General features: G+C 51.5%; 17 protein-coding genes. 7 read left to right on the top strand and 10 right to left on the bottom strand.

Features of this window, described 5'->3' with window-relative positions:
* Positions 1-265: 265 nt before the first annotated feature.
* The 4 genes from rlmD to NR121_RS14085 form a co-directional block, all read right to left on the bottom strand.
* Complete coding sequence (rlmD, locus tag NR121_RS14100) at positions 266-1,819, bottom strand: 23S rRNA (uracil(1939)-C(5))-methyltransferase RlmD (RefSeq protein WP_256831348.1); 1,554 nt, start codon at positions 1,817-1,819, stop codon at positions 266-268.
* Positions 1,820-2,066: 247 nt separating this feature from the next.
* Positions 2,067-2,426 (bottom strand): Lin0512 family protein, encoded by a 360-nt coding sequence (locus NR121_RS14095; protein ID WP_054818646.1) that lies wholly within the window; start codon positions 2,424-2,426, stop codon positions 2,067-2,069.
* Positions 2,427-2,708: 282 nt separating this feature from the next.
* Positions 2,709-3,767 (bottom strand): acyl-CoA dehydrogenase family protein, encoded by a 1,059-nt coding sequence (locus NR121_RS14090; RefSeq protein WP_054818645.1) that lies wholly within the window; start codon positions 3,765-3,767, stop codon positions 2,709-2,711.
* Positions 3,768-3,794: 27 nt separating this feature from the next.
* Positions 3,795-4,334 carry a DUF4242 domain-containing protein gene (locus NR121_RS14085; protein WP_074729434.1) on the bottom strand — a complete coding sequence of 180 codons (540 nt, stop codon included), beginning with the start codon at positions 4,332-4,334 and terminating at the stop codon, positions 3,795-3,797.
* A gap of 153 nt (positions 4,335-4,487) precedes the next feature.
* Between NR121_RS14085 and NR121_RS14080 the strand changes: the two genes are divergently transcribed.
* Complete coding sequence (locus tag NR121_RS14080) at positions 4,488-4,910, top strand: winged helix-turn-helix transcriptional regulator (RefSeq protein WP_054818644.1); 423 nt, start codon at positions 4,488-4,490, stop codon at positions 4,908-4,910.
* 4 nt (positions 4,911-4,914) lie between these two features.
* Here the strand turns inward: NR121_RS14080 and NR121_RS14075 are convergent, their stop codons facing one another.
* Genes NR121_RS14075 through NR121_RS14065 form a run of 3 tightly spaced genes read right to left on the bottom strand, consistent with a single transcriptional unit; the run spans position 4,915 to position 7,460 of the window.
* Complete coding sequence (locus NR121_RS14075) at positions 4,915-5,682, bottom strand: ABC transporter permease (protein ID WP_062410467.1); 768 nt, start codon at positions 5,680-5,682, stop codon at positions 4,915-4,917.
* A gap of 1 nt (position 5,683) precedes the next feature.
* Entirely contained in the window at positions 5,684-6,664 is a 981-nt protein-coding gene (locus tag NR121_RS14070; protein ID WP_074729436.1) for an ABC transporter substrate-binding protein, read from the bottom strand.
* A 16-nt stretch (positions 6,665-6,680) separates the two neighbouring features.
* On the bottom strand, positions 6,681-7,460 hold the full coding sequence (locus NR121_RS14065) for an ABC transporter ATP-binding protein (RefSeq protein WP_074729439.1): 780 nt from the start codon (positions 7,458-7,460) through the stop codon (positions 6,681-6,683).
* A gap of 349 nt (positions 7,461-7,809) precedes the next feature.
* Here NR121_RS14065 and NR121_RS14060 point away from each other — a divergent pair, with 349 nt between their 5' ends.
* The 6 genes from NR121_RS14060 to NR121_RS14035 are packed head-to-tail and all read left to right on the top strand — an operon-like array spanning position 7,810 to position 14,346.
* Positions 7,810-9,270, top strand: coding sequence for a 4-hydroxyphenylacetate 3-hydroxylase family protein (locus NR121_RS14060; protein ID WP_256831347.1), 1,461 nt, complete (start codon positions 7,810-7,812; stop codon positions 9,268-9,270).
* Positions 9,267-10,718 carry a 4-hydroxyphenylacetate 3-hydroxylase N-terminal domain-containing protein gene (locus tag NR121_RS14055; RefSeq protein WP_256831346.1) on the top strand — a complete coding sequence of 484 codons (1,452 nt, stop codon included), beginning with the start codon at positions 9,267-9,269 and terminating at the stop codon, positions 10,716-10,718. The genes NR121_RS14060 and NR121_RS14055 overlap by 4 nt, the downstream gene beginning before the upstream one ends.
* Positions 10,719-10,736: 18 nt before the next feature.
* A complete protein-coding gene (locus tag NR121_RS14050; RefSeq protein ID WP_256831345.1) occupies positions 10,737-11,579 on the top strand; it encodes an ABC transporter ATP-binding protein in 843 nt (280 codons plus the stop codon).
* A gap of 34 nt (positions 11,580-11,613) precedes the next feature.
* Positions 11,614-12,441, top strand: a complete 828-nt coding sequence (locus NR121_RS14045) for an ABC transporter permease (RefSeq protein WP_062410462.1) — start codon at positions 11,614-11,616, stop codon at positions 12,439-12,441.
* Between the two features lie 15 nt (positions 12,442-12,456).
* Positions 12,457-13,212: an enoyl-CoA hydratase/isomerase family protein gene (locus NR121_RS14040; RefSeq protein ID WP_074729445.1), complete on the top strand. Its 756-nt coding sequence runs from the start codon at positions 12,457-12,459 to the stop codon at positions 13,210-13,212.
* Between the two features lie 39 nt (positions 13,213-13,251).
* Positions 13,252-14,346 carry an ABC transporter substrate-binding protein gene (locus tag NR121_RS14035; protein WP_062410460.1) on the top strand — a complete coding sequence of 365 codons (1,095 nt, stop codon included), beginning with the start codon at positions 13,252-13,254 and terminating at the stop codon, positions 14,344-14,346.
* A gap of 111 nt (positions 14,347-14,457) precedes the next feature.
* Here NR121_RS14035 and NR121_RS14030 read toward each other — a convergent pair whose 3' ends face one another.
* From NR121_RS14030 to NR121_RS14020, 3 genes are all read right to left on the bottom strand, one after another.
* The gene (locus tag NR121_RS14030; RefSeq protein WP_062410459.1) at positions 14,458-16,002 is read right to left on the bottom strand and encodes a class I adenylate-forming enzyme family protein; all 1,545 of its coding nucleotides are present in this window, start codon (positions 16,000-16,002) and stop codon (positions 14,458-14,460) included.
* Between the two features lie 2 nt (positions 16,003-16,004).
* A complete protein-coding gene (locus NR121_RS14025) occupies positions 16,005-17,036 on the bottom strand; it encodes an alcohol dehydrogenase catalytic domain-containing protein (protein WP_201023569.1) in 1,032 nt (343 codons plus the stop codon).
* Between the two features lie 280 nt (positions 17,037-17,316).
* Positions 17,317-18,111: an ABC transporter permease gene (locus NR121_RS14020; protein ID WP_054818633.1), complete on the bottom strand. Its 795-nt coding sequence runs from the start codon at positions 18,109-18,111 to the stop codon at positions 17,317-17,319.
* Positions 18,112-18,113: the final 2 nt, after the last annotated feature.

Here is an 18,113-nt window from a genome sequence, read left to right as displayed (position 1 = left end):
TCCTCCTTTCATGCAAAAAGCCGGCTGCCTGAGAGATTCAGGACAACTGGCTCTTTGAAGAAATATCTATATAAAAAGAGAACGCCCGATAAGGACGCTCTCTTGGATATTCTTGTTTTCAATTAAAAATCACTAGGTGTATCTATCCATTCCAAGTCGATAACAATAGAAACCTCGATTTTATCGTTTAACACCTTATTCCTGTAGTCCTTTCCATTAGTCGTAAACGAAGCATACTTTGCAGAATACTGATAATTCAGTACTTCTACGTATCGTCTCGACATATTCCTATTACGCACTCCACATGTGCGGTATGCGGGAACATATCCACCGGCTGCACCCACTCAAGGCGGTAGCCGCCGCTGAGCAGCACCTGGCAATCCTTGGCCAAGGTGGCAGGGTTGCACGATACGTACACCAGCCGCGCCGGCCGGGCTTGCAAAAGGGCTTGCAGCAGCGGGCGCTCGCAGCCGGTGCGCGGCGGGTCGACGACGACGACGTCGGGTCTGATGCCGCGCTTGACCCACTCGGGCAGCAGCTGCTCGGCGCGGCCCTCGAAGAAGCGCGCGTTCTCGATACCGCTCGCGCGCGCATTGTCCCGTGCGTCCTGCACCGCCTCGGGGATAATCTCGATGCCCCGAACCTCCCGGGCATAGGGGGCCAGCCACAGGCCGATCGTGCCTGTACCGCAGTAGGCATCGACGACCAGCTCCGAACCGCTGAGCGAGGCCGCCTCCTGCACGGCGTTATACAGCTTCACCGTCTGCTCCGGGTTGAGTTGGAAGAACGCGCGCGGGGATAAAGAGAAGCGGACGTCGCCGAGCGTTTCCTCGAGCCGTTCCTGTCCCCAAAGCACGACGGTCTTCTCCCCGAATACTAGCGGCGACTTGCCCTTATGGATATTCTGGGCAATCGTGGTGACCATGGGCAGCGTCTCGCGGATGCGCTGCACAAGCCGCCTGGAATCCGGCAGGCGGTCGGTGGCGGTAATCAGCGTCAGCTGTACATTCCCGGAGGCTTGACCGACCCGGGCGACAACGGTTCGGACCGCCCCCTCGCGAGTACGCTCATCATAGATAGGGATCTGAAGCTCCGATAAGATCGCCTTCACCTGATCGATGACTTGATTAACTAAAGGGTGGTGTACAGCACACCCGCTGATATCGACCAAGCGGTGCGATCCTGCCGCATAAAGACCCGTAATCATCTTTTCACCTTCACGCCCTGTCTGCAATTGGGCTTTGTTGCGGTAGCCCCACGGGTCGCTCATCCCCAGAATCGGCCGCATCGGCAGCTCGTGAAGACCGGCATAGCGCTGGAACGATTCCCGCACCAGTTCTTCTTTCGCCCTCAGCTGCGCCTCATAGGTCATATGCTGCAGCTGGCAGCCTCCGCAGGCTTCATAAACGGGACAGGGCGGCTTCCGGCGGTCGGGGGACCGTTTCTCCAGTTCGATAATGTCCGCGTTCAGATAACCGGGCTCCACCTTGGTAATTTTCGCCTTGACGACTTCATCGGGCAGAGCTCCCTTGACAAATACGGCCTTGCGTCTGTAATAACCGACACCTTCACCGTTGATTCCAATCCGTTTGATCGTGACAATAATCCGGTCCCCCACTCGCACATCCTCCGCCGAGGAGGGTCCTCCAAATGAACCGGACGGCTTTTGCCCCTTGTTTCCCGGCCGATGGGCCGCTTGCGGTTTACTTCGTTGGGCAGGTTTAGTCTCCACCGTTGGGGCTGCCGTAGTGTAACGCTTGTCCGGCGCGCTGTTTGGCTTACGCTTTCGCTGCTGCGGCTTATTCACATCCTGCATCATGCTGTGTTCGCTCCGTTTCCGCTTTTGTTTCTTCCACTATACCACAGAGGCATCCTTTTCCCAACGGACAACCGGTTGCGATATGCGCAGAAAAAAATGGCACTCCGGAACATGATCATGAAGTTCCAGACTGCCGCGCCGGATTGGACGATCGTTGAACCTGTCTATCTTTATCTTCGCCCGGCTTATGATCATGCAAATGAAAGACCTGCGGCGGCAGGTCCGAAGGCAGGCCCTATCAGAATCATTAATAACCAACTTCAACAGAGGCGATAACCACATAGACAAGGTCGTTTTTATCTTCTTTATCTGCAAGAACAACACCGCTGGATGTAAGCATGCCTCCATCGGTCACTTCGAAGGTTACCTCGCCGTAAGGCAGTTCTGCTCTAACGACATCCAGGTTCAGCTTCTCCTTGTCCGCAGGAACAGCCAGTCTTACATTTACCTTCATGTTGTGGATGTCGTGATCCGGAAGCACAGACCGAAGACCGGGCATGGAGTTATGATGGATGGCATTTTGAACGGCCCTGACGGCTGCCTTGGTCACGTTTTGCCCATGCAGATCAATCCCCATACCGATTTCAATAAACATGACTTTATCCATTTCCCTATACACTCCTTTTTACTATGCGGAACTATGCGGCTCGATGCGAAGCCCAAAGCCCGGGTTCGAACCGCATGAAACATGACGCTGCGGTATTCAATTATTATTATACCTCACTGCATGTGGGCTGTCCTAAAGTTTCCGTCGTACACGGCAATTGGACCTTGGACAAAAAAACAGAGGTTTACATGCGCATGCCGCTGGACACACGCATCTAAACCTCATCCTGCCAGGAGGCTCCCAAGACTTCAGCCGCCTTCCTTGGATCCCGAGCCTCGCCTTTCACATTTGTTGCAGCAATTTCTCCAGATGCCTCACCGTGGGAGTCAAATTCGCCAAAAAGTAAGCCTCACGCAGTCTTCTGGAGGGGTCGCTGGCCTGTAAGTACGCCGATCCTCCTTGATGCAGCATGTCGGCCTGAACGGCTCTCAAGGTCAAGGAGACCACCTCTAATCGTAATTGCAATAATAGCTTCCATTGTTCCGCTACATTCGGGGATGTGCAGATGCGGTGCAATCGCTCCTTCAATCGATTCAGCTCATCCCTGATTTCTATCGATTGAATGGGCAAATACCGGTTGCAGCCCCCCTGTCTGTCCGCCGCTTTTTCTATAGATTCCGCCGCCGCGGCCGTGACTCCGAATCCTAACGGAATTTGGTAGAGCACAAAGACAGGCCGAATTTGGCTTACATAGTCGTCCGCCTGTTCGGATATTATCCATTCGTCAGGAATGAATACATCATGGAAGGAGCAGGAATAGGTGGCGCTCCCATTCAGGGCCAAATAACCGATTTTCTCTTTCATCGCCAGATTCTCGTTTTGGCAGGGCACAAACGCCATAATCCGCTGACTTTCCCCCACGGAGGCGATGATTGCGAACCAATGGTCCGTCCCCAGGTTCGATACCATCGGCAATTGCCCCGAAACCGAATATCCTCCCGGCACCCGCCTTGCTTTCAAATGCAATTTTTCGAGACCCGCGTAATATTTCATCGGATTCGACAACCCGGTTCCCCCGCGCAAACGGCCATCCTCAAGCAGGGGAAGTACGCTTTCCCTGAGATACGGGTTGCCGCTTCGGCGTAAATAAGTGGCAGCCGCCAGGTGGCACCATAGATTAAACCCGGTTGTCATGCAAGTTTTTGACGTTGCCTCTATGAGACCGGTATCCCGCAATAAGGTTTCGGACTGCGGAAGGCGTGATTGAAATACGCCCGCGTTGCCCAATGCCTTAATAAATTCCAGCGGGTAGAAAGCCTCCGAATCGATCTTTCTTACGACCGGCTTTAGTTTCTCTTGGATGCAGCTTTCAATAACATGTTTCCTTTCCGTCGTCCCCATTCGAGTCAACTTCCTTCCAGGCATGTTCTAATCTTTGGCTTTGGGCAGAATTTCCGTAATACTGTCAACAGGAGCTTTCACGGCCTCTCTTGCCCTCTTTACGGCGTCTTCATCCGGAGCATCATAGAAGCAGAGGCATTTGGTCATATCCTCGCAAACATAAGTTCTGGAAAAAGATACTTCCGGCACTTCCGCATAATGAACCGAGTTGTTTTTCTTACGCTCCAAATACTGATCCATCGTGATTCCTTCGGGAAGATTCCACTCGACCAAATAATTGATGGCATCCGATTTCCGCTTAACGCTCTCCACTTCCTGCCCTACCAGGCGAACGGGCTTGATTAACGTAACGGGGAATCCGAGCTCGCGCAATCCTTCGTTCACTTCTTGCCGGCTCCCGCTTTCAAAAATGAGAAAGGCTCTGGAAAAGTCCCGGGAGACCTGAACTTCAATAAGCCCAATGTTTTTTGGATCCAAGTGCTGCTGAATACCCGTAATCGTTTGCTCAAATTGCTCCTGATCTTTGACCGTTCCATTCAATACCGATTCTACCAAATACAATGCCATATCCATCTTCTCTCCTCAATCTGTGATTTTGCATAGGAATCCATACCCAAGAGGCATTCCAATACCTGATGATATAGATTATAATATTAACTTAGTATCCTTTATTAACCTAGTGAAAACCGTTGAAAAAACGTCTTCCGGAGGAATTGAACCATGAAAGAACGCTACGATTTACCGTGCAATATTGCGCAAACCCTGAATATCATCGGCGACCGCTGGACTCTTCTGATCATTCATGACATCTTGGTGGGACGAACGACATTTAACGAAATCAAGAAGTCGCTGTCCGGCATTTCCTCGAAAATGTTGTCCGAGCGGTTGAAATATCTGGAGGATACCGGGCTTATCGTCTCCAGCCTTTATTCGGATCACCCGCCCCGGTACAAGTACACGCTAACCGATAGCGGAAAGGACTTGGAGCACGTATTTAATTCGTTGATCCTTTGGGGCCGGCAGCACCTTGTGAAATGCTACAAAAAGTTGGTCCATCGAGCCTGCAGCCATGAAATCGAACCGGCCTATTACTGTCCTCATTGTCAAAAGAACGTGGAAGATATCGATGTGGTGGAAATTTAGCGCATCAGGATTCTCTGATGATCCCCCATTGCTTGTCCATCCACCTTTCCAGCAAACGAATGATTCGATCCAGGAGAAGGCCGCAAAGACCTATAAAAATAATTCCCGCTAATACGAAGTCCAGCCGCAGCTGATTTCTGGCGTCCACAATCATGAAACCCAAGCCGGACTGGGCCCCGACCATCTCTCCTGATACCAGAAATATCCACGATGTGCCTACTGCGATATGCAGGCCATTGGCGATAAACGGAAAAATAGCGGGCAATATAATTTTACTGAACAGATGGTACCGGCCGATCTCCAAATTTTGAGCCACTTTCAAATACGTCACATCCATTTTCCTTACGGCTGTCACCGTAGAAAGCAGTACCGGGAAAAAAGCCGCCAGGAAGATGATAACAATAGCCGGTGCGTTCCCGATCCCAAACCAAAGCACGATAAACGGAGACCATGCGATCGGGGAAACCGGTCTGATCACTTGCACGATAGGGTCGACAAACCCCCACAGAACAGGCAGCCTGCCCAGCAGAAGCCCCAGCACGATGGCCGTAATGGAGGCGGAAAAATAACCCGCCGCGAATCGGAGCAAGCTCACTTGCAAATGGGTCCATAACGTTCCATCCAAAAGCAGCTTCAACACCGCTTTTCCTACGGATAAAGGAGCAGGCAGCAGGGAGTCGTTATAGCCTCCAATTAGAACGATAGCCTGCCATATCACGATAAGAAGGACCATGCTGACCAAAACGTTTGTAAGAGTCCTGAAGCTTTTCATACTATCCCTTCACCTGGTCGATGAATGAATTATCTACGAAATCTTGAAAGGATGGCGGGTTATTGGATAGGCCCATTTCGATCATGTATTGTCTTAACTGTTCATAGGCTTCCTCCGTAAGTTTTAGATCCCCGTAGGAAATCCACTGCAGAGACAAATCTAATACGTCTTTTTCTATATTCATGTATTTGCGCAAAATCTGTTTGGCCTCTTCATCCTTAAGCTCCGCTTTCTCCCCCGCTTTCAAATATTCGGTGATAAATTCCCGCGACGCTTCTTTGTGGTTATTAAGAATTTCGCCCCGCATCACCAGAGCGCAGTCCACGGAATCTTTCCAGATTTCTTCAGATTGGAATAAAGCCTTGCCTTTTTTGATCACGACCGACTTCGCGCCGAACGGTTCGGCGACAACGTAACCGGAAATTCTGCCTTCCGCCAGCGCAGCCGGCATTTCCGCCGGGGCCAATTCAACGACATCGACATCACTGTACTGGAGACCGGCTTTTTTCAGCATTTCATAGAGCAAAACATGATGTGTCGAGAATTTGTGGGGAATCGCAAACTTCTTCCCTTTGAGGTCGGCCACTTGATGGATATCGTTGGAGGCCACAATCACATTGCCGTCTTTATGCCCCAACGCAACGGCCTTCAAGTCAATGCCCTGCTCCTTCGCTTTCATGGCCAGTTCAACCAATACGGAAGCGCCGTCGATTCTGCCCGTATTCAAAGCATCCATCAAATCAGGCCAGGACCCGAATTTCACCAGCTCCAATTTAAAATGCTTGAAATGTTGTTTGCCGAGTTCCTCTTCAATGTACAGGGGAGCCGCATGGGTGATAGGCAAATATCCGATTTTAATCGTCTTCAGATCCGAATCTGCGGACGAATGGCCGGAATCCCCCTCCGTTTTCCCGCAAGCTGCAAGATGGATGAGCATGACCACAAGTAAAATTAAAATGACGGCTTTATTGCGGATGTTCATGAATATGCCTCCTGTTTTAAATACTATATTCTTCATTCGCCTGCGGGCCCGTCAATCGGAATTCGTCCAAAATCAACTTCCGGTAGTGCTGAAAATCCGAATGCCCCCTATCCCTCGGCCGGCTGGAATGAATGGGTATTTCCTTGCGAATTTGTCCGGGGCCGGCACTCATAATCAATATCCGGTCCGACAAAAATACCGCTTCATCAATGTCGTGAGTGACTAAAAGGATGGTCGTTTTTTCATTGGCATGAATATTCAAAAGCTCATTTTGCAAGTAATATCTGGTAAAGGTATCCAACGCTGCGAAGGGCTCGTCCATTAAAATAATTTGCGGCCGGATCGCCAATGCGCGCGCCAATGCAGCTCTTTGCTGCATCCCCCCCGACAATTGATGCGGGAAGTGATCGGCCCGGTCCTCCAACCCTACGAGCTTAAGATAAGCAAGCGCTCTGCTCCTTCTTTCGGCTTCCGTTAAATCCAGCAATCCCAGCTCGACATTCTTCAAAACCGACCGCCACGGCAATAAACCATAATTTTGAAAAAGCATCACACAACGCTTAGCAGGTTCTTTCACTTCGATACCCGCGGTATAGATCGTTCCTCTATCGGGCGTGTCAAAACCGGCTATCAGATTGAGAAGCGTGCTTTTCCCGCAGCCGCTTTGGCCAAGAATAGAGATGATTTCCCCTTCTTTAACCTGAAGCGAGATGCCGCTCAATATTTGTTCGTTTTTACCTGCGGCCTTATATGCTTTACTCACCTCGGATACCTCTACCAAAACCCCGGCTCCCAATTTTGGTTTCACCTCCTTGCCTAACCATTGCCTATAATTCCAATTAATATAGTTGGTATTCGTGTAAGGTTATTTTAGTATACTTTGTTTATTTTTACAACCTACTTTTTAGATAAAACCAAAATGAATAAATCTCATTCCGGCAGTTTACTAATACATGCAGGATAGGCCGGCCGATCAACAATCTATTTACTATTGACAGAATGAAAAATGAAATGATAGAATGCCTAGTAAATATATTGGAATACTGTTCTACCGGACCGCCGGAGACACTCTGTCATTGACCATCATTGACAAGGGTGTCTTTTTTTATGTCCATTGGCAATGAAGGAAGATGGAGGCCAAGAGAATGACGACAACCAGGGGAAAGCATTTCATTCAAAGTTTAAAAGATGGGCGGAGCGTTTGGCTGAATGGTGAGAAAATTGAAGATATAACGACTCATCCCGCATTTACCGGAACGTTACGGACGCTTGAAAAGCTGTTTAATATGCTCGACGAACCCGGTATGCGGGAGAAAATCGGATTTCGCAGTCCCAAGACCGGCGAATATGTGCATAATGCCTTCCTGATTCCAACGGCGCCGGAGCATTTAAAGCAGCGAAAAGAAGCTTTCAAGATATGGGCGGATGCCACCTTTGGCGTGATGAGCAGATTGTCTGAATTCGGACGCACTCTGATTACCAGCTGGCATGCCACAAGCGAGATGTTTCGCCAGTACGACGAGCGGTATCCGGAGAAAATTCGCCGGTTTTACGAGATAGCAAGAGATGAGGATCGCTTCGTGATTCAAGCGTTCGGCAATCCGCAAATCGACCGTTCGAAGGATGCCGCAGGGACAAGCGATCCTGACGCTCATCTCAGAATTGTGCGCGAGACCAGTGAAGGCATCTATATTAAGGGCGCAAAAACCGTTGCCACTGGCGCGCCTTACGCCCACGATTTGATCATTGCCCCGAACTATCGGGTAAAGGATACGCATCCTGAATATGCTCATGCGCTGATCGTCCCGTTAAATGCTCAGGGCATTCATATCATATGCCGGGAATCGTACGCATCAACCGACATAGATGAACACCCCCTAAGCGCCCAATTCGACGAAATGGACGCCGTCATCGTTTTCGATAATGTATTCATTCCATGGGACAGGGTTTTGCTGCACGGCAATCCGGAGGCCGTTTGGAAGTTCTATAATACGCTGAAAAGCAACGCGCTGACCTTCCATCAAACCGTCGTCCGCCTGGTGTCCAAACTGGAGTTTATTACCGGTCTCGGCATCGCTTTGGCCGAATCGATCGGCGTAGATTCCTTTTTGAACGTGCAGGAAAAATTGGGAGAATTAATTGTCCAGGTCGAAAGCATCAAGGGGCTGCTGCACGCATCGGAAATTGTAACGCAAAAAGATCAATTCGGCATGCTGACCCCCTCTCCCATTCCATTGCAAACCGCGCGAAACCTTGGGATGAGATACTATCCGAGAGCGATTGAAATATTGCAGCAAATCGGAGCCGGAGGCTATACGCAAACCCCTTCGACAACGGTTGAAAACAGCGGGGAGATTAGAGCATATTTGGAAACCTATTATCGGGGAGCCACCGTTTCCGCATCCCAAAAAATAAAGCTCTTCAAAGTAGCGTGGGATATTGTGGGCAGCCCGCTCGGCTCCCGCCACGAACTGTACGAAAGATTGTATGCCGGGGAAGCTTCGCGAATGTATGCCTTACAATACCTTGCATCCGATAAAACCGCTTTGGAGAAACGGCTGGAGCGGTTTTGGACCATTACGGAAGAAAGGAGAAATGAACCATGAGCTTGGGCAAACAGTATATGGAACGTATAAATGACGGCCGCAAGGTATGGCTGGGAAACCAGGCGGTCGGCAATGTGGCGCATCATCCTGCATTCGCGGCAACCGTGCATAACATCGCCTTACTGCTGGATAAGCAGAATGAACCCGATACGCGCGATCAATTGACTTATCGCGGGGACAAATCCCGTGCCAATATAGCCTTTCTGGTGCCGAGATCGAAAGAAGATCTGCTCCGCCGGCACAGCGCCCTCAAGTTTTATGCGGATGCGACCTTCGGTATGATGGACGGACTTTCACAGTATGCCCGATCCTTGCTTACCGGGCATTACGCCAATCGTCATTATTCCGGCATCGGCCATGCCTATGCGAATAAAATCGAGTCGTATTACAAGTTTATCAAAGAGAATGATCTATTGTGTACCGGAGCTGCGCACGATCCGCTAAGGAACGATTCGCAACCCCCGTCCAGGTTCGATGAAGCTTCCGGTCCGGGTTTGCGAATCGTTCGCGAGACGGAGGATGGCATCATCGTCAGCGGAGCAAGAATGGCAGCGGCGAACGCTCCTTATGTCGATGAAATCCTGGTTTCGTTTTATGACCCGCGCTCCCGGGAAGACAAGCGGCATGGTTATATGTTTGCCGTTGCAGCCAATACACCCGGGGTGAATATCGTTTGCCGGGAATCCTTCGCGGCTGATGAACCGGATGATCATCCCGTGAGTGCCCGGTTTGAGGATATGGACACCGTTATTATTTTTGACGATGTGCTGGTCCCTTGGGAGCGCGTGTTCATAAAGAATAATCCGGAGGCTTTGCTGAAAATTCAACGCGACCCCGCAGCCGCAGCTTTAGGACAGCATCAAACCGTTGTCCGGCTGCTCAGCAATCTCGAATTTATCGCTGCCGTGGGCCACGCTCTTACATCCGCGAGCGATAGAAAAGCTTTTTTGCACGTTCAGGAAATCATGGGCGAGCTTATTATTCAGGTGGAAACCATTAAAGGCCTGCTTATCGCCGCAGAGCATCGCTCCTCTCCGGGCAACGACAATATTTGGCTGCCCGAAGAACTGCCTCTGCAGATGGCTCGCAATCTGGGTACCCGTTTTTACCCTCGCGCGATCGAAATCCTGCGGCAAATCGGCGGTGACGCGCTTTTACAGAGTCCCGCAAAGCTGGCGGATTTTGACGGGCCTATCGGTCATTTACTGCGCCAGTATTATCAAGGCACGGATCGCAGCGCCATAGAACGGACGAAACTGATCAAGCTGGCGTGGGACTTGGTCGGCAGCCCGCCGGCAGTGCGACGGGTGCTTTATGAGCAATTCTTTTGGGGCGATCCCGTTCAAGCCTATGCCAATCAATACAAGGATTACCCCAAAAAAACGCTGACGGATCCGGTTTGGAATTTAGTGGATACTCATTCAAAGCAGTATAAGGGGCCAAGTTAAGTTAGGAGGAATGACTTGATGGCAGCAACAGATCTAAACTCAGACCCCGGAATACAGCGCCCTGCATCCGAACCGCCAAAACCTGAGGCGAAGATCACTGTCCGCAACGTCGCCAAGGTGTTTGCTTCCGGCAACCGGTTGACGAGCGCTCTCACGGAGACGAACCTTACGGTGCGCGACGGTGAATTCGTAGTGATCGTCGGTCCCAGCGGGTGCGGCAAAACGACATTGCTGCGTATATTAGCCGGACTGGAGTCCCCAAGTTCCGGTGAAGTCAAGATCGCAGCGTCCGATCAGAACCGCCCCTTGCATTCGATGGTCTTTCAGGAACGTTCGATCTTTCCCTGGATGAGTGTCATCGACAACGTGGCCTACGGATTGAAAATACGCGGGGTGGATCGGCGCACCGCATTAGCCAAGGCGGAGGAATTCATCGGCAAGGTTGGACTCGCCAAGTTTGCCCGGGCCTACCCCCATGAACTATCCGGCGGCATGAAGCAGCGCGTAAGCATCGCCCGGGCATTCGCCAATGATCCGGAAGTGCTGTTGATGGATGAGCCGTTCGCCGCTTTGGATGAACAGACCAAACTCCTGATGCAGGAAGAACTGCTGCGCATTTGGGACGAGAATAAAAAAACCGTGGTTTACGTTACACACAGCCTTCAGGAAGCCGTATTGCTCGGTGATCGGATCATCGTCTTCTCTGCGCATCCGGGCCGGATCAAGGCGGAGGTTACCGTTGACTTTCCGCGTCCCAGATCTCACAAATTGGCCACTACCCCGGAATTCAGCAAATTAACCTCCGACCTGTGGGAACTGCTTAAGGACGAGGTGATCAAGGCCAGCCGGATCGAGAGTTGAACGAAAAACAACGTAGGAGAAAAGAGAGATTAGCATGAGTTTGGACAATGTGAACCATGACGAAGCTGTCCGTTTCGGTAACGAAGTGCTGCGGGCGAACCGCAGACGCAAGATTCTGTACCGCATCCTCTCCATCACGATGCCCTTTATCTTGCTGCTGTTCTGGGAGCTGCTTGCGCGTTTGGGATGGATAGACACCCGTTTTTTTGCCATGCCTACGCAAATTGCCATAGTATTTTGGAAGCTTATTGAAAACGGGCAGCTCCTTAATGACGTGACCATAAGCTTATCGCGGCTTCTGATCGGTTTCGCCTTGGGCGGAATCCCCGGGCTTATCGTTGGAATCCTGCTAGGCCAGTCTTCGGTGATTCGCGCCTTGCTCTACCCGATCATCGCGGCCATTTACCCTATTCCCAAAATTGCGGTACTGCCGCTGCTCCTGTTTATTTTTGGACTGGGCGAAGCCTCCAAATACGCGATCATCGCCATAGGCGTTTTCTTTATTCTGGCCGTCAACACGATGACCGGAGCGATGAACGTCCCCGCCATCTATCTGGAAGTAGGGAAGGAATTCGGCGCCAGCCGGCTGACCATATTTCGAACGGTCGTGATTCCGGCCGCACTGCCGGTCATTTTTGCCGGCATTAAGCTGGCTTGGGGAAGCGCCCTTCTATTGATCGTGTCGGCCGAATTTGTTGGCGCCAAATCCGGAATCGGCCATTTGATCTGGAGCTCGTGGCAAGTGTTCTCCGTGGAGCAGATGTACGTCGGATTGATCGTCATTGCCATTCTCGGATTTATCACGCTGCTTCTTCTGGATGAACTGGAAGCGAAATTACTGCCTTGGCGAAAACATGTATAAGAAGGAGCGATCAGTATGAGCAGCAAAGTGCTATACGAGAAGCGAAAGGACGGTGTCGCGTTTGTCACCCTCAACCGGCCGGATTCGCTCAATGCATTGGACGTTGAAGCCAAGCTTCGGCTGGGCGAGATTTGGGATGAGGCGGCGGCAGACCCGGAAGTCCGGGTCATCCTGCTATCCGGGGCGGGGTCGCGCGCTTTTTGCGCCGGGTCCGATATCAAAGAAATGTCGAAGACGGGAAAAACGATATCCACCGAAGACCTTCAACGGGCACTGCCAGGTTTTGTTACACCGCTCAAGAAGCCCGTTATTGCCGCCCTGCAGGGCTTTTGTATCGGTATGGGGTTGACGCTGGCCTGCCACTGCGATATCCGGATTGCCGCAGACCATGCGGTGCTTGGTTTTCCGGAGGTAAAGCACGGCATGCTTTCCGGCATTAGCGCCGTTCGGCTGCCGTTCATCATTCCTGCGGGGTATGCGATGGAACTGCTGCTTACAGGCGAAACGATATCCGCCGCCGAAGCTTTGCGCTACGGGCTGGTCAACCGGATCACAGCCGGTGACGTACTGCAGGAAGCGGAAAAAGTCGCGGTCAAGATAGCCGCCATGCCGACACCGGGAATACAGGCTACCACCCATTTGGCCCGCCTGGCGATTAATGAAGCCGTCAAGGCGCACATTGCCGAGATTGATGCAGCGCGTTTGGGCATCGAAGCTTCCGCCGGATTTGCGGATCGCGCGCGTGCCTTCGCAGAAAGACGCAGCAACTAAGACCACTAAACTTCAATGGATAAAGGAGACTTTACAACGATGAGAAAAAAATGGGGCAAAAAAATACTGTTGGGAGTATCGTTCGCCGGTTTGCTGCTGGCATCAGCCTGCGGATCGGCAACCACAACGACAAATCATAGCAGCAATCCGCCTGAACAAGAAGCTAAACCACCGGTGAAAAGCGAATCGGCCGAGCCTGCCAAGGTGAGAGTCGGAACTTTAAAAGCATTGGCGGACGCCCCCATCTACATTGCTTTGGAGAAAGGTTACTTTAAACAGCAAAACCTCGATGTGGAGGATGTTGCCTTTGAGACCGGAGCCGATATGATCGCTCCTCTCACCGCAGGCCAGCTGGAAGTAGGCGGCGGCGGGGTCAGTGCCGGATTTTATAACGCCCTCAGCCGCGGTTTTGACATTCAGATTGTTGCCGACAAGGGGCATGTCGGAAGCGACAGCAACTACGTGAACTTTTTAGTCCGTAAGGAGCTGATCGATTCCGGCCAAATCAAAACGTTTGAAGACCTGCGCGGCAAGAAAGTCGCCGTCGTTTCAAAGACAGGCTCGAATGCCGTCCATCTTTCCGCCGCTCTGAAGAAAGGCGGGCTCACCCTCAATGACGTCGAGCTGCTGGAAATGACGTTTCCGAACATGGGGACCGCCTTTGGCAACGGCTCCCTGGACGTAGGCATCATTCCGGAACCGTTCGTTTCTCGTTATGTAGCCAACGGTCTGGCGGTCAACTGGAAAGGTGTGCATGATGCCATCCCTAATGCGCAAACCGGCGTACTCTTTTATTCCTCCAAGTTTGCCAAGGATAACCCTGACGTGGCCAATCGCTTTATGACGGCCTATCTGAAAGGTGTCCGGGATTATAACGACGCCTTCTTCAAACAAAAGGGCTACGATGAAGTGGTAAGCATCTTAACGAAACATACGACGGTAAAAGATGCCGCACTGTATAAGCAAATGGCTCCCGCCGGAATCGACCCTTACGGAAAGCTCAATCAGGAATCGCTTCAGTTAGACTATGATTGGTATAAAGCACAAGGTTTAATCAAAACCGATGTTGATCTCAATCAAGTGATCAACACTTCCTTCCTGGAGGCTGCCCAAAAGGAGCTTGGCAACTACTGATTGACAGAAAAAGAAACAGCCTTGGTTCGGAACCTGAACGGTGACCTTCTTGCGGGTCACAGTCCAGCCCTTCCGGACTAAGGCTGTTTTTCTTATGTTTCAACGTTTATTTCATAGCAGTATGTCGCCTTTGACACTTGCGTTCTCGGCAACCAGCAGATGTTTTAAAACTTTGCCGTAATGGGATTTGGGCAGGCTTTCCACCACTTCAATGATTTTAGGCTTCATAAAACTGGCCAGACGTTGACGGCAGTGATCGGCGATCTCTTGATAAGTGACACGACGGCCCGGCCGAAGGACGATAAAAGCTTTCACGCACTCTCCCCATTCCCGGTCGGGCACCCCGACGACGGCCGCCTCCCGGATGGCGGGATGATTCATCAGCACATGCTCGACCTCTTGAGGCAGGATCGAGCTTCCGCCGCTGCGTATAACCTCTTTCTTTCTACCTACCACATACAGGTAACCTTCATCATCCAATTGTCCTAAATCACCCGTATGGAACTCACCATTGTACAGAACCGGCCGGGTAAGATCCGGGCGATTCCAATATCCCTGCATCACATTCGCGCCCTGAATCACGATCTCGCCGGTCGTATGCGGAGGCAGAACCTGACCGTCTTCATCCTGGATCGTCACGCGATAACCCATCATCTCCCGGCCGGCGCTCCGGATTAAACGATCGGAACGTTCATTGTTCACGACAAATTCTTTAGGTGACAAATAGCACGTCCAGGACGCCTCCGTCAGCCCATACAGCACGCCTAGTTTGGGACCGTAAAGCTCCAGGAACGAGCGGAAGACATCGGGTTGGACGGCGCCCGCACCGATATCGATCGTATGCAGTGAAGCCAGCTCGGTCGGAGCAATGCCTCCATCCAGAAGCCTAACCAGCTGTGTTGGAACCAGGGAGGTGGCATTGGCCCGATGCATGCCGACCAGACGGCCGAAGGTTTCCGCCTCAAAGCGACCTCCCAGCACAATGAGTGCGCCGCCTAATAGATGGAACAATACGTTGATGGCTGCAATAGGCCAGAGCGGACGCACATTAAGGAACACGTCGCCGGCTGCAACGGGCCTGCCCAGAAGTGCGTTGGAAATAATATGATACAGGTTGGCGTGAGTCAGCATCACCGCTTTTGGTTGTCCCGTCGTCCCGCCTGTATAATTAAGACTGGCCAGCGCATCAGGGTTCAGCCGCTCCGGCATGGAGGGGCTTGCCAGGCTGAGAACTTCCTCGTAGTCCAGAACCTCGCCTGCTTTACCGCCGGTAGACAAGATGAGACAATGGTCAAGCTCCCGTTTAACCTCTACCGCCATCTCCGTATGCCGGGAACTGACTATGATGGCCCGGGCGCCGGCGTCCCTCAGTTGGGATACCATTTGCTCTTTGCTCAAACGGGGGTCCAGCGGTACCCGGACATACCCTCCCGCCATCACTCCGTAATCCACTTCGAGATACTGCCGGCTGTCTTCGTGCAATAGACCCACACGGTCGCCTGGGATTAGCCCCAATCCTTTGAGCGCATTACCCACCCGATTGATTCTTGCCACCAGCTGCTCTCTTGTCCAAGTTACGCCATGCTGATCAATAAGTGCCGGTTTTGTAGATGCCTGACGGGCAAACCGGTTTAACATATAGGATAAATGAAGCATACTCACCATCCTTTCATAACAATCCGGCCTGAGACGCTGCGCTGCTCCAATATCGCATGTGCTTCGGCGGCGGATGTAAAGGGAACGATTCGATCAATGACAGGCCTTACCTGCCCCGTATCCAGCAAATGAAGTGAACGCCGGACATCCTGCAGCGTCGGGTTTCCAGACCCTTCTATTCTTAACCGGCGGCCAATGATCAGTCCCGGATCGATTTCGATCTTTCTCATTTCAGTATTGCCCAATACGACGGCGATTCCGTTGGGGGCCAAGCACCGGAGGGATTCCCCGAACGTAGCGCTCACCACGTTTTCAAGAACCGCTTGGACCCCCTGCTTTGCGGTAAGACTCCAAACGTCTCCGGAAAATTTCAGATCGGGACTTACAATCACTTCATCAGCCCCTACCGATCTGATGATGTTCTCTTTGGCGGAGGATGAGGTGATTGCGATGACGTTCGCTCCCCTGCTTTTGGCCACCTGAATTTGATGCAGTCCCAGACCTCCGCTGGCTCCAGTCACCAGCACGGTATCTCCCGGACGAACATCCGCCACAGAGATGACGGCTCTGACACTGGTACCGATCGGACAAACCGCCAAGGCTGCCGCCTCCGGCGAAAGGCCTTGCGGAAGGGGAATGGCATTCCAGCTCGGTACACAGACATACTCGGCGTATCCTCCCGGCCGGTTGGAGCCAAGAATGCCGCCCATTTTGCATAGATCCTGACGTCCTCCAAGACAATACCGGCAGTGTCCGCAAAACATGCGGTGGAAAAGGACGACCTGTTGTCCGATTTGAAGACCCTTCGCTTGTTTGCCCAGCTCAACCACTTCTCCGGACACCTCATGTCCCAAAATGTTCCCGGCCTTCGGGCCATGCAGTTTACCCGATCTGTCCAGCAGATCATGATAACAAATTCCCGCCGCATGCACCTTAATTAAAGCTTCGTCCGGCTTGGGCTCAGGCATCGGCGCCTCCCGCACTTCCAGGCAATCGGCCCCGCCAATATCCTTCATGATTACGCATTTCATCATTTGCTTACTCCTTCTGCATCATGCTGTATCTCCATTCCAAACCATGCCCCGGAGCTGTACCGGACAAAAAATAAAAGCTCTTAAAAATCCCGATGTAAACCAGGGAATTTTAAGAGCTGCCAGTGATCCGGTAAGCCTATTTGAAATGTAATCATATGATTTTAACCTATGAAACAGCGGTTTTGAATAAAAAAAATATATCATTATATCCATCAATCGTCAATGTATGATGCGTTTACCTGACAATCGTTTCATCAGGCATATGGCGAAAGATTTATATTTATTTCCATGGTAAACATTTTCGTTCCAAAAAGTCCAGGGTGCGGTTAAAAATCAGCCCGATCACGGAAAGCAATACGACGCCAACCATGAGCTTGGTTGTAATCATCAAGTTGCCGTAGTGCAGTATCATCGCTCCGATGCCTTCCTTGGCCGCAATCATCTCCGCCGCTACAAGCAGCAGCAGCGACGTTCCTGCGGCCAGCTTCAATCCGGCAAAAATCACCGGAAGCGAACCCGGCAGGATGACCTTGCGTACGACGTTCAAATGATTCGAGCCAAACGTGACGGCCGCCTTAATCAGGGTCGAATCGACATTCTTGACCCCGGAATACGTATTGATCACCACCGGGAAAAATACGCCTAAAGCAATCATCGTCACTTTGGGCAATTCTCCGATGCCGAGCCATAGAATGATCAGCGGCAAAAGGGCGATTTTCGGAATCGGGTAAAAAGAGAACAAGATGGGAGTCCCCACCGATTCCGCCCATTTGGAAAATCCGAGCAGCAGCCCGACGATGATGCCAATACTGCCCCCCAGAAGATAACCCAGGATAATGCGGTACAGACTGGCCAAAATATTCGGATGAAGCTCTCCCTTCACGATCATTTCCCATGCTGCGGATAGAATACTGGTAGGAGACGGAAGAAACAAGGGAGAAATCAAGCCCGATCGGCCTATGATTTCCCATACCGCTACGATGAAGGTTATGCCTAAAACCGGAGCATATACAGGAACCCTTTGCTCGAGAAAGGCGACTTTGTTGGTTATATATTTTCTTATCGTTTCCGCCACTG

Source organism: Paenibacillus sp. Pae15 (assembly GCF_024519685.1).
Lineage (GTDB): Bacteria > Bacillota > Bacilli > Paenibacillales > NBRC-103111 > Paenibacillus_G > Paenibacillus_G naphthalenovorans.
This window is presented reverse-complemented; position numbering and strand designations above follow the sequence as displayed.